An 11818-nucleotide genomic window follows, 5' to 3' on the forward strand; every position below is an offset into this window, starting at 1 on the left:
GCGCTCCACGCGAGAACTATTACGCCATCGATGAAGCCGCGCCCCGCTTCCGGCAACTGCCCGACGGAGGTCTGGCCCACGCGACGGATCTTTACACGGCCGAGGAGGTGAGATCCTGGCCACCGAACCCGGCGCATCGATGACGTGACCGCGTTCGACCGGGACCGGGCATGAGAGTACGATCCCTTCCGGGATGCCGGGCAACAGCTTCGGGCAGGCGTTCCGGATCACGACCGCGGGCGAATCGCACGGCCCCGGGAATCTGGTCATCGTCGACGGCTGTCCCCCAGGACTGCCGCTGCGCGTCGAGGACCTGATCCCCGACCTCGCGCGGCGACGGCCCGGGCAGAGCGCCATCGTCACGCAGCGCGACGAGCCGGATGCGCCGGAGATCCTGTCGGGCGTATTCGAGGGGAAGACCACCGGCACGAGCATCGCGATCCTCATCCGCAACCGCGACCAGCGCAGCCGCGACTATGCCGCCATCAAGGACAAGTACCGCCCGGGGCATGCCGACCACACCTACGATGCCAAGTATGGGTTCCGCGACTACCGGGGCGGCGGGCGGTCGAGCGCGCGCGAGACGACGGTCCGCGTGGCCGCCGGGGCCATCGCGAAGAAGCTGATCGCGGAGCGGTTCGGCGGGCGGGTCGTCGGCTACGTGAAGCAGGTCGGCGGCGTGGCGGCCGAGATTCCGGACCCGGCCGCAGTCACCCTCGACCGGGTGGAGCAGCTCCCGGACGGACGGCCCAACATCGTGCGCTGCCCGGACGCGGCGGCGGCCGAGCGCATGGTGGCGCTGATCGAGCGGATGCGCGCCGAGCAGAACTCGATCGGCGGCGTGGCCGAGATAGTCGCCGCGGGGATCCCGGCCGGACTCGGCGAGCCGGTCTTCGACAAGCTGAAGGCCGACCTGGGCAAGGCGCTGTTCAGCCTGCCGGCGGTGCTCGGGGTCGAGTACGGCGTCGGCTTCGGCTGCGCGACGCTGCGCGGCACGGAGAGCAACGACGTGTTCTACGCGGCCGAGGTCCTGGAGCGAACGATCGGGAGCGGCAACCGCCCGGCCGACGACGTCGGAGAAACTGCCGGCAACGCCGGGGACAGGTCGGCAGCGGGTGGAGGCGCTCCGGCTTCACCCCGCATCGCCACCCGCACGAACCGCCACGGCGGCATGCTCGGCGGCATCTCCAGCGGGATGCCGATCGTGCTGCGGGCCGCCGTCAAGCCGACCAGCAGCCTGCCGCAGCCGCAGGAGACGGTGACCCGCACCGGCGAGCCGACGACCATCGCCACGAAGGGGCGCCACGACCCCTGCCTGCTCCCGCGCTTCATCCCGATGGCGGAGGCGATGGTCGCGCTGGTCCTCGCCGACCACTGGCTGCGCTGGCAGGCCGCGGGCGGAAGCTGACCAATCCCCCCTCGATGCCGCCGAACGGGACCTGGCGGGACACGGACACCGGCGCAGGGGATCAGGACGCGCCGCACGCTATAATCGCCGCAATCCGGGAGGTCGATTGCGATGCATGCCGAGACGAAACCCGTCAACGTCGGTGCCATAGCCAAGATAGCCGCCGCCGGCGCGGTCCTGATCCTCGTGTTCGGCCTCGGCTGGCTGACCGCCGCCACAGGACGCGGACAGGAAGCCGACCCCGCCTCGCTCACCGACCTTGAGCGCGAGTTCACCGAGCGGATGCGCAACGTCGTCCTCGTCGGGCACTTCACCATCGAGGGACAGCAGCGCCGCGACGGCCTCCCCGAGCGCTACGCCATCAGCGAGGTGACGAAGCTGGAAGGTGACCGCTGGCGCTTCGACGTCCACATGACCTACGGCAGCGTCGACGCCACCCTGCCGGTGGTCGTGCCGATGGTCTGGGCCGGCGACACGCCGATGGTCAGCATCACCGACTTCGCCATCCCCGGCCTGGGCGAGGAGTTCGGCGCGCGGGTGGTCTTCCACGACAGCCGCTACGCCGGCACCTGGGACCACGGGGAGTACGGCGGGTTGATGTACGGCACCATCGAGCCGCTCGACGCGGAAGACGGGGAATAGCCCCACACGCCCGGACGTTCTGTCCCCCGCCGCGGCAGGAAGCGAGAGTGGGGCCGCCCGCTCGGGTCGGCTCAGAACGCCCGCTCGTAGCGCCAGCCCGACTCCAGCATCCACAGGCGGTGCCGCGGACCGGGAAGGTCGAGTCGACCGTCCCCGTGGGCGGCATCCTGGTGATACAACGCGACCTGCCCGCCTTCCACGTCGAGCAGATCGCCGAGCAGGCGCTCCTCCGGCCAGCCCGCCACGGCGGCGAGGGCCGTCTCGACATCGTCGAACGCCGCCATCCGCGTCGTCAGGGCGAAGGTGGGCGCGGCCAGCTTGATATCCCCCGCGGCCTGCCGCGCAAGCGCGTCGGCCGGCCCCAGCCACTGGTGCGCATGGATCTCGCCGCCGTCCACCGTAATGCGTTCGGTGGGGGCCCGCGCCACGAAGAACCAGGTGGCGAAGCGGATGGGGCTGACCTCCGGGGTCGTCCAGTGGACGGCGAAGGCCAGCGACTCGGGGGTCACCTCGACGCCCGCCTCCTCGCGGGCCTCGCGCACCGCGGCCCGCCGCGCCGCCGCCGCCTCGTCGCCCGGCGCATCGGGATCGGCGTCGTCCGCGTCGATCCGCCCGCCGGGAAAGACCCAGTAGCCGCCGTGGAAGGCCAGCGTCGGATTGCGCCGGAGAAAGAGGATCTCGAGTCCCCGAGCACCCTGCCGGACGAGCATGACGGAGGCGGCCGGCCGCGGCGTCACCGGAGTTGCGCTCACGATAAAAGTTTAGCGGACGGTAGACTGTACCGTTTTGTCCATCGCCGACGTCGTCTTCGTGACCGTGCTCACGTTCGTGGGGTCGACGCTGCAGGGCGCCATCGGCTTCGGGATGGGGCTGCTCGCCGCGCCGCTGCTCATCCTGCTGGACCCGCGGTTCGTGCCGGCGCCCATCCTCGCCTGCACCCTAGTGCTGACGCTGCTCATGGCGTACCGCGAGCGCCACGCGATCGACCTGCGCGGCATCAAGTGGGCGATGCTCGGGCGCGTCGCGGGCACGGTCGTCGCCGGCGGCATCCTGGCGATCGTGGCGGCCGACACCCTCGTGCTGCTGTTCGGGATATTCATCCTGGCCGCCGTGGCGATGAGCGTTTCCGGACTGCGCTTCGTACCCACGGGCCGCGCCCTGGTGGCCGCCGGCGTGCTCTCGGGCGTGCTCGGCACGGTCGCAGCGGTCGGCGGCCCCCCGCTGGCGCTGCTCTACCAGGACGCCCCCGGCGCCCGCATCCGGAGCACGATCTCCGGCTTCTTCGTGGTCGGCACCATCGTGTCGCTCGCGGCGCTGTGGGTCGTCGGCCGTTTCGGGGCGGACGAGTTCCGGCTGGCGCTGGTGATGCTGCCCGGCATGTTGGCCGGACTCGCCCTGTCGCGGCGCGTCGCGCCCTACGTCGACCGCGGCCGTACCCGGCCGGCCGTTCTCACCGTCGTGGCCCTGACCGGCGCGGCGATCGTCCTCCGGGAGATCCTCTAGAGGTGCCAGCGCATGCGGGTCTCCGGTTGACCCCGCCGGCGATTGGATCGATCCTTGGGTTTGTATCGCGTGGCCGTGTCTCCTTCGGAGTTCAGAGAGGTGTTCCGATGAAAGCCCGTCATCTTGTGCTGCTGCTCGCGGGAATCCTGGCCGTATCGCTGGCGCCGGCGCCGGCCGCCGCGCAGAACGAAATGCCGCGGACGGCGTGGGGCGCGCCGGACCTGCAGGGGATCTGGGACTTTCGCACCATCACGCCGATGGAGCGTCCCGAGGAGTTGGGCGACCAAGCGTTCCTGACCGAGGAGGAAGCCGCGAACCTCGAGCAGGCCACCGTCGACCGCAACGCGCAACTGCTGGCGGCGGAGGCGCGCCGCACCGAGGCCGGCGGAAACGTCGGCGCCTACAACAACTTCTGGATGGACCGGGGCACGCGCACGGTCAGCAACCGGCGCACGTCGCTGATCGTCGATCCCCCGAACGGACGCATTCCGGCGGTGACCGCGGGCGGACAGGCCCGCAAGGACGCGGTGGCCGTGCGGCGCGGGCGCCCCGCCTTCGGCCCCGAGGACCGCAGCATCGGCGAGCGGTGCCTCCTCGGCTTCAACGCCGGCCCGCCGATGGAGCCGCGCGCCTACAACAACCACGCGCAGCTCTTCCAGACCCCTGACCACATCGTGATCCTCAACGAGATGGTCAACGATTCGCGCATCATTCCGCTGGACGGACGGGATCGCCTGCCGGAGGACGTCACGCAGTGGCGGGGCGACTCGCGCGCCCGCTGGGAGGGAGACACGCTGGTCGTCGAGACCCGCAACTTCCATACCGACACCGCGTTCAGCGAGCGCCAGGGATCGAGCCCCGACATGTTGCTCACCGAGCGCTTCACCCGCGTCGACGGCGAGACGCTGCTCTACGCGGCGACGATGGACGACCCGTCCACCTGGACGCAGCCGTGGACCTTCGAGGTGACGATGTTCCGGACCGACGAGCCGGTCTACGAGTACGCCTGCCACGAGGGCAACATCGGCATGGACGGCATCCTCGCCGGCGCGCGCGCCGACGACGCGCGGGCCGCCCAGCAGCAGTAAACCGATCACCGCAAAGCAGATTCCGGAGCCATTCATGACACGTCGCTTTTCGTTCGCAGCAACCGTCCTCGCCGCCGCGCTCGGCGCCGGGCTCGCCGGCCCCGCCGCCGCGCAGGTAGAGGATTACCTCCCGGTCACCGACGACATGCTTGCCGCACCGCCGGCGGCCGATTGGCTGAGCTGGCGCCGCACGCTGGACGGGCAGGGGCACAGCCCCCTGGACCAGATCACGACGGAGAACGTCGACGACCTGCGGCTGGCCTGGAGCTGGAGCCTCGGGCCGGGGTCCCAGCAGACCACCCCGCTGGTACACGACGGGGTCCTGTACATCGCCAACCCCGGCGAGATCGTCCAGGCGCTCGACGCCGCGACCGGCGACTTCCTGTGGGAGTACCGGCGCGACGCGCCCCCGCCCGGAAACAGCTTCGGCGGACCGCCGCCGGGCCGGCAGCACCGCAACATCGCGATCTACGAGGACAAGGTCTACCTGAACACCGCCGACGCCCACATCATCGCCATCGACGCGCGGACCGGCGAGGCGGTCTGGGACACGGACGTCGGCCGGGGGGTCGGCTTCCAGTACTCCAGCGGGTCGATCGTCGCCGACGGCAAGGTCGTGTCGGGTCTGACCGGCTGCGGCCGCTACCGCGAAGACACCTGCTACATCGTGGGACTCGACGCCCGCACCGGGGACGAGCTGTGGCGGACGTCCACCATCGCGCTGCCCGGCGAGCGGGGCGGCGACACGTGGGGCGATCTGCCGCTCATGTTCCGGGCCGGGAGCGATTCGTGGATTCCGGGCAGCTACGACCCGGCCACCCGCACCCTGTTCCACGGCACGTCGCAGGCCAAGCCGTGGGCGCGGGTGGTGCGCGGCACCGACGGCGACGCGCTCTACACCAACTCGACCCTCGCCCTCGATCCCGACACCGGCGAGATGAAGTGGTACTACCAGCACATCCCGGGCGAAACGCTCGACATGGACGAGACCTTCGAGCGGATCCTGGTCGACTACGACGGACAGCGCTCGGTGTTCACGATGGGCAAGATGGCGGTGCTCTGGGAGCTCGACCTCGAGACGGGCGGGTTCCGCAACGCGCACGACCTCGGCTACCAGACCTTCGCCGACGTCGATCCGGAGACCGGCGAGGTGACGCACCGGGAAGGCATGATCCCCGAGCTCTACGAGGAGGTCTTCTGGTGCCCGAGCACGGCCGGCTTCAAGAGCTGGCGGGCGATGTCGTACCACCCGGAGACCGAGGCGTTCGTCATCCCCATCAACCTGAACTGCGAGACCGGCGTGTTCGGCCCCGTCGAACGGGTCGAGGGGGGCGGCGGCACCGGTCCGGTGCGGCGCACCAACCACTTCCATCCGGACAGCCCCGGCCAGCTCGGCGAGCTGCTGTCGATGAGCATCCGCACCGGCGAGGTCCTCTGGCGGCAGCGGTTCAAGACGCCGATCAACAGCGCTGCGCTGACCACCGCGGGCGGGCTGGCGTTCGCCGGTAGCTGGGACCGCTACATCTACGCCTTCGATGCGGCCGACGGCGAGATCCTCTGGAGCCGGCGCCTGCCGACCTCGATCCAGGGGTTTCCGATCAGCTACGCGGTGGACGGCCGGCAGTACGTCGCGGTGCCCGTCGGCGCCGGCGGCGCGAGCTGGCAAGGCATGATCCCCACCGACCTGATGCCGGAGGAGAAGCGTCCGGTGGGGGGCAACGGGCTGTTCGTCTTCGCTCTCGACGAGTAGCAGCCGGCGCCGCGCGACGGCGGAAATACGGGAAGCCCGGGCCTTCTCTCCGGCCCGGGCTTCTCTCTGTGCACGGCGCCTGGAATCCCGGAGCGACGAGCTACCCATCGGCAGCGTTGCGGTCGGGGTCCGGGAAACCCGGTCCGGCAGACGGCAGGCGGCCGCAGTTCACGGCAGCTCGGTGAATCCGTGCGCCACCGCGTACTTCGTCAGCTCCGACGCCGTCCGCACCCCGAGCCGATCCATGATGCTCGCCTTGTGGAACTCGACGGTCTTGACCGAGATGCCGAGGCGGGCCGCGATGTCCTTGGCGGTGTGTCCCTCGGCCACCAGTTGCAATACCTCCCGCTGGCGCGGCGTCAGCCTGCCCAGGGTGGGCGGCACCGCCACCGAGCGGGGCACGCTCGCCCGCAACGCGTCGCTCGTGATGAGCGGCGTCAGGTACTTGCGGCCGGAGAGGACCGCGGCGATGGCGACTCCCAGCTCCGAAGCGGCCGAGCGCTTCAGCAGGTAGCCGGCGGCCCCCGCCTCGAAGGCCTCGCTGGCGTAGGTCGGATCGGCGTGCATCGTCAGGAAGATGATCCGGGTGTCGGGAACCAGGGTGCGCAGCCGGCGCGCCGCGTCGAGCCCGTTGAGCAGCGGCATCGAGATGTCGAGCAGGACGACGTCGGGCGCGAGCCTCGGCGCCGCCTCCACCAGGGCCCGGCCGTCCTCGACCATGCCGACCAGCTCGCACTGGTCCTCGAGGAGCCGGCGCAGGCCCTCCAGCACGAGCGTATGGTCGTCCGCCAGCAGAACCCGCGGCCGCTTCGCCGCCGTCTTCGTCATTCCGCGCCGCCCTCACCACCGGCCGCAGCGCCCGGCAACGGCGCCCACACCGTGACCCGGCTTCCCGCCCCGGACCGCGAGGCGAGCTCGAAGCGCCCGCCGGCCAGCCGCACCCGTTCCTGCATCCCCACGATCCCCAACCCCTCGGTCGAGCGCGCCGGCACGGCGAACCCGACGCCGTCGTCGGACACCGTCAGCCGGATCCCGCCGTCGGCCGGCGCCATGTCGACCGTCGCCCGGCTGGCGCGGGCATGCTTGACGACGTTGCGCAACGCGGCCTGCGCCACGTGGTACAGGCACGCCGCCACCGCGGGCGGAACCGGCTCGGACAGATCGCCGATCCGCAGGTCGATGCGAATCGATCCGTGGCGCCGCAGATCCGCCACGTGGGACCGCAGCGCCGCCTGCAGGCCCAGATGATCCAGGACCGACGGATGCAGGCCGTAGGCGAGGCCGTGCACGTCGTCCGACAGCTCCACGAGCCGGTCGCGGATGGCCCCGAGCCGCTCGGCGGTCGCCCGCGGTGAACGGGGCACGCCGGCCTGCAGCGACTCGACGTCGAGCGTCAGCATTGCGAGCCGCTGGTTGACGTCGTCGTGCAGCTCGCGCGAGATGCGCCGCCGCTCGTCGTCCTGGGCCGTCAGCAGCCGCCCCGCCAGCGCCCGCAGCTCGGCCTGACTCTGTTCGAGCTCCGCCTGCTTCCGCCGCAGGGCGTCCTCGGCCCGCTTGCGGTCGGTCACGTCCCGCCAGATGGACCGGTAGTAATAGTTGCCGCGCTCGTCCCGGATAAGCGCCATGCCGAGGCTGACGTCCAGCAGGCTGCCGTCCCGACGCCGCAGTCGAAGCTCCACGTCTCCCGCCCGTCCGTCCGCGCGGGCGGTCTCCAGCGCCCGGCCGAGAGCGGCGGCGCTGCCCGCATCGTGCAGCTCGCGGATCGGGCGCCCGAGCACCTCCACCCGCCGGTAGCCGGTCGCGCGCAGCAGCGTGGCGTTGCACTGCACGACCCGCTCGGTGTCGACGGTCACCGAGGCGAACATGTCCGGCGCGTCCTGGTACAGGTTCTCGTAGCGCGCCCGCGCCGCCTCCAGCGCACGCAGGGACTGCTCGCGCAACTGCTCCCGGTCGGCGTCGCGCGTCTTCTGCATGCCTGCAGTCAGATGTACCCGAGCGGCCGCGATCCGAGGACCTGGGGATATCCCTAGTTTCCAGGCGCCCCGGGACATCGTATCTTGCACTCAGAACCGGGGCGGCGCGAGGCTTGGCCGGCCCGGGGAGAGATGGAGGCACGATGGACACACCACCGGACTTCCAGCGCCTTCGCCGGCAGACGGCTCGCGGCCCCGCGCGCCGTCTGTACGGCGGAGGCATCGCCGTTGCGCCAGGCCGGCGCGACCGCAGCCCGGGAACCGAAACGCGCGTGACCGCCGTGTCGCGCGGCGTGGACGCTCCAACGACAATCTGTCCAGTGCGAGCCGCGCAGGCCACTCCTCGGGCGCGGGGCCGGACGGCGTGACGGGCGCATCACGCTGTCCGGCCGGCGGGCGTCGGTTCCGTCCGACAGCGACGGCGTTTTCCCCCTCCTCCGTCGGCAACGCCTGATCGGCCGCCGCCGCGAGCTCACGCGAACGGATTCCGTACCGTCACGCCGGCGAAGTGCACGCCGCCCTGCAGGTCCTGGCGCAGCCACGATTCGACCAGGTTCACGGCGGCCTCGTGGGCGAGACGTCCGGCTTCGTCGCCCGCGTCGCCTGCACGTAGAATTCCTGGAGCACCTGTGCGATCGCCTCTCCAGTACTTCCTCTGGCCGTCGCCGCCCCGCACCCGCGGGGCCATCACCGCCGATTTCCCCGGCGCCGCGGCTCCCCCCGGCAGCCGGGTGCGGTTCACGACCCGCGGCCAGTCGATCACCGGCGTGGTGGCCGAGCTGCAGGCCGCCCGCGCGGTGGTGCTGGCCGGCGACGACGGCCGGTGGCAGGTGCCCTACCGCCTCCTGGAGGTCGTGGAACGGGTGCCGGAGCGGGAGTGCACCCTGGCCGACGTCGAGACGATGGCGCGGCGCCTGCTCGCGCGGCATCAGGCGCAGAGCGGACTCGGCACGCAGTGGACGTTCGGCTTCGACCTCTCTACGGCGCGGGCCGGCGTCTGCCGCTACCGGGAGACGCGCATCGACCTGTCGGTGAGCTACTGCCTGCGGGCGACCCGGGCCGACATCGAGAACACCCTGCTGCACGAGATCGCACACGCGATCGTCGGCGCCGAGCACGGCCACGACGCCGTCTGGCAGCGCAAGGCGCGCGAGATCGGCTCCACCGCCGAGCGCTGTCACGACCTCACCCACACCGCGGCCCGCTGGGTGGGCGAGTGCGGCTGCCGGCGGCGCTGGTTCCGCCAGCGCTTGAGCCGCAGACTGCGCCACGGCGCGATCTGCAAGGCGTGCGGGCGCACGGTCGCGTGGCGCTGGAACACGGGCGAAGAACCCGCGGGTTGAGGTCAATCGTCCACGAGCCACCCGTCGCGGAGCTGGACGATGCGGCTGCCGTAGGCGGCGTTGGCGTCCGAATGGGTGACCTGGACGATGGTCGTCCCCTCCCCGTTGAGCCGCGTGAACAGCTCCATGATCTCTCGGCCCTGGCTGGAATGGAGGTTGCCGGTCGGCTCGTCGGCCAGGATCAGCGTCGGCTTGGCGATCAGGGCGCGCGCGACGCCCACGAGCTGCTGCTGCCCGCCCGAGAGCTGGCTGGGATACAGGTCCTTCTTGCCGACGATCTGGAAACGATCGAGGGTGTCGGCGACCAGGCTCTGGCGCTCCGCGCGGGGCACGTTGCGATACGAGAGCGGCACGTCGAGGTTCTCCGCCACCGTCAGGTCGTCGAGCAGGTGGTAGCTCTGGAACACGAAGCCGATGTGGGTCCGGCCGAGCGCCTGGCGGTGCTTCTGCCGCAGCTTGTGGACGGGTTGGCCGAGCAGGTCGTACTCCCCCGACCACTCGGCGTCGTGCATTCCCAGGATGTGCAGCAGCGTCGACTTGCCGGCCCCGGACGGGCCCATGATGGAGACGAACTCGCCGGCGGCGATCTCCAGCGTGATCCGGCGCAGGACGAACGTCCGGCTGACCCCGTGGCGGAAGACCTTCTCGACGTCGCGCAGTGCGATCAGCGGCTCGGGCATGGAAGAGCTTACCAGTCCGCCGCGCGGGCCTCGCCGCGGACTCCGGCCCGGAATGCGGAGCAACGGCCGGCCCGGTGGATGGCGGAGCGAGTCACGGAGTAGACTCCGTGCGTCACGGGATTCCAGCGCGTCTGACGCGCACCACAACGGCCTCACCAGAAGCGAGGATGTCATGAGAATCACCACGTTGCTCACCGTAGTTGCCGTCGCCGGCTTGCTGGTCGGCGGGACGGCGCAGGATGCCGCCGCCCAGGAAGCGGAGCAGTTCCGGGCCGCCGACTTCGAGTACGGCTCGCGCTTCGAGCTGCCGGACGGCACGACCGCCCAGATCTGGAACCCGGCGAAGGCCAAGCTCGTCGCGGGCGGGCCGATGATCGGCGGCACGGTGCGCGCCACCGACCCGCGCACGTACTGCGCGATGGCCGCGGCCGGCTACGACTTCGTCTGGGTGGAGATGCAGCACGAGTCCATCTCGTGGGAGCAGGTCTCCCGGATGTGGCGCACCTGTCCGGGACCCGCCGCCCCCGGCGCGCGCGTGGCGTATGCCGACGAGCGCGAGATCCAGCACGCCACCGACATGGGCGCGCTGGTCATCGTGGTGCCGACCGTCGACAGCGTCGAAGAGGCGCAGGCCGCGGTCGACTGGACCTACTTCCCCCCGATCGGCCGGCGGAGCGCGGGCGGCGGCCAGGGCGCGGGCGAGTTGTGGAACCAGGTGCCCGGCGGCTACCGGCAGACCTACAACGACAACGTGGTGCTGATCCTGATGATCGAGACCCTCGAGGGCGTGGAAGCCTCGCGCGAGATCGCGCAGATCCCGGGCGTCACGGGGCTGTTCGCGGCCAGCGGCGACCTCGGCAACTTCTCCGGCTACGGCGAGGGCGATCCGGAGTACGAGGCGCTGATCACCGAGGTGCGCGACGCGGCCCTCGACGCCGGCATCCACGCCTGCGCGCCGCTGCGCTGGGCCAACCGGGCGTCGTTCACCTGCTTCCAGGCGGGTACCGAGGCGGCGAACATCAGCCGCGGCGCCGCGGCCGAGATCCAGCAGGCCAACGAGGTGTTCGGCGCCACCGGCGGCGGCGCCCCGGGCGAGCGCTCCGGCGCGGCCGGGCTGCTCGCCGAGCTGACCGCCCAGTGCGGCTCGATCACCTACGAGGACGACTGCTACGCGGCGGTCCGCAACGCGGCCGGCGCGGCCGGCGACCTGTCCGACGACGAGCAGGCGCAGATCGTGCGCCGTCTGCGCGAGGTCATGGGCAACAACCCGAACCAGGCGGGCCGGATCGGCGAGATCGCCGCCGAGGCGGGCCTGTCGGTCCAGTAGTCCGCGGCGCGCGGCGGCCCTTCGACGAGCGCAGGGGGCCGTGACGCGCCAACCCCCCGCAAGTCCGGCGCCGGATGCCTGAACAGGGTGTCCGGCGCCGGTCG

11 protein-coding genes are annotated in these 11818 nt (G+C 71.5%); 7 read left to right on the forward strand and 4 right to left on the reverse strand.

Translation table 11 applies throughout. The features are described 5' to 3' along the window. The first annotated feature begins 193 nt into the window (after positions 1-193). Positions 194-1408: a chorismate synthase gene (aroC, locus tag F4X11_04560; GenBank protein ID MYN64285.1), complete on the forward strand. Its 1215-nt coding sequence runs from the start codon at positions 194-196 to the stop codon at positions 1406-1408. 111 nt (positions 1409-1519) lie between these two features. Further along, complete coding sequence (locus F4X11_04565) at positions 1520-2050, forward strand: hypothetical protein (protein MYN64286.1); 531 nt, start codon at positions 1520-1522, stop codon at positions 2048-2050. Between the two features lie 71 nt (positions 2051-2121). Here F4X11_04565 and F4X11_04570 read toward each other — a convergent pair whose 3' ends face one another. Further along, the gene (locus tag F4X11_04570; GenBank protein MYN64287.1) at positions 2122-2802 is read right to left on the reverse strand and encodes an NUDIX domain-containing protein; all 681 of its coding nucleotides are present in this window, start codon (positions 2800-2802) and stop codon (positions 2122-2124) included. 34 nt (positions 2803-2836) lie between these two features. Here F4X11_04570 and F4X11_04575 point away from each other — a divergent pair, with 34 nt between their 5' ends. From F4X11_04575 to F4X11_04585, 3 genes are all read left to right on the forward strand, one after another. After that, entirely contained in the window at positions 2837-3553 is a 717-nt protein-coding gene (locus tag F4X11_04575; protein MYN64288.1) for a sulfite exporter TauE/SafE family protein, read from the forward strand. Between the two features lie 107 nt (positions 3554-3660). Then, positions 3661-4641: a hypothetical protein gene (locus F4X11_04580; protein ID MYN64289.1), complete on the forward strand. Its 981-nt coding sequence runs from the start codon at positions 3661-3663 to the stop codon at positions 4639-4641. A 34-nt stretch (positions 4642-4675) separates the two neighbouring features. Beyond that, a complete protein-coding gene (locus F4X11_04585; protein MYN64290.1) occupies positions 4676-6391 on the forward strand; it encodes a PQQ-binding-like beta-propeller repeat protein in 1716 nt (571 codons plus the stop codon). Positions 6392-6559: 168 nt separating this feature from the next. Here the strand turns inward: F4X11_04585 and F4X11_04590 are convergent, their stop codons facing one another. Both F4X11_04590 and F4X11_04595 read right to left on the reverse strand, forming a co-directional pair. Continuing rightward, a complete protein-coding gene (locus tag F4X11_04590) occupies positions 6560-7219 on the reverse strand; it encodes a response regulator transcription factor (protein ID MYN64291.1) in 660 nt (219 codons plus the stop codon). Further along, a complete protein-coding gene (locus F4X11_04595; protein ID MYN64292.1) occupies positions 7216-8442 on the reverse strand; it encodes a PAS domain S-box protein in 1227 nt (408 codons plus the stop codon). Before F4X11_04595 ends, F4X11_04590 begins: the two co-directional genes overlap by 4 nt. Before the next feature lie 824 nt (positions 8443-9266). Here F4X11_04595 and F4X11_04600 point away from each other — a divergent pair. After that, complete coding sequence (locus F4X11_04600) at positions 9267-9707, forward strand: transcription elongation protein SprT (protein MYN64293.1); 441 nt, start codon at positions 9267-9269, stop codon at positions 9705-9707. A gap of 2 nt (positions 9708-9709) precedes the next feature. Here the strand turns inward: F4X11_04600 and F4X11_04605 are convergent, their stop codons facing one another. Beyond that, positions 9710-10387: an ABC transporter ATP-binding protein gene (locus F4X11_04605; GenBank protein MYN64294.1), complete on the reverse strand. Its 678-nt coding sequence runs from the start codon at positions 10385-10387 to the stop codon at positions 9710-9712. Here F4X11_04605 and F4X11_04610 point away from each other — a divergent pair. Then, the gene (locus tag F4X11_04610) at positions 10266-11714 is read left to right on the forward strand and encodes a hypothetical protein (GenBank protein ID MYN64295.1); all 1449 of its coding nucleotides are present in this window, start codon (positions 10266-10268) and stop codon (positions 11712-11714) included. The two genes, F4X11_04605 and F4X11_04610, sit on opposite strands and share 122 nt — an antisense overlap. Positions 11715-11818 lie beyond the last annotated feature (104 nt).

The organism is Acidobacteriota bacterium (assembly GCA_009861545.1).
Taxonomy (GTDB): Bacteria; Acidobacteriota; Vicinamibacteria; order Vicinamibacterales; family UBA8438; genus WTFV01.

Coding starts and splice junctions, on each gene's coding strand:
- aroC (MYN64285.1), top strand. CDS start 194: ATGCCGGGCAACAGCTTCGGGCAGGCGTTCCGGATCACGACCGCGGGC.
- F4X11_04565 (MYN64286.1), top strand. CDS start 1,520: ATGCATGCCGAGACGAAACCCGTCAACGTCGGTGCCATAGCCAAGATA.
- F4X11_04580 (MYN64289.1), top strand. CDS start 3,661: ATGAAAGCCCGTCATCTTGTGCTGCTGCTCGCGGGAATCCTGGCCGTA.
- F4X11_04585 (MYN64290.1), top strand. CDS start 4,676: ATGACACGTCGCTTTTCGTTCGCAGCAACCGTCCTCGCCGCCGCGCTC.
- F4X11_04590 (MYN64291.1), bottom strand. CDS start 7,219: ATGACGAAGACGGCGGCGAAGCGGCCGCGGGTTCTGCTGGCGGACGAC.
- F4X11_04595 (MYN64292.1), bottom strand. CDS start 8,442: ATGTCCCGGGGCGCCTGGAAACTAGGGATATCCCCAGGTCCTCGGATC.
- F4X11_04600 (MYN64293.1), top strand. CDS start 9,267: ATGGCGCGGCGCCTGCTCGCGCGGCATCAGGCGCAGAGCGGACTCGGC.
- F4X11_04610 (MYN64295.1), top strand. CDS start 10,266: ATGATGGAGACGAACTCGCCGGCGGCGATCTCCAGCGTGATCCGGCGC.
- F4X11_04605 (MYN64294.1), bottom strand. CDS start 10,387: ATGCCCGAGCCGCTGATCGCACTGCGCGACGTCGAGAAGGTCTTCCGC.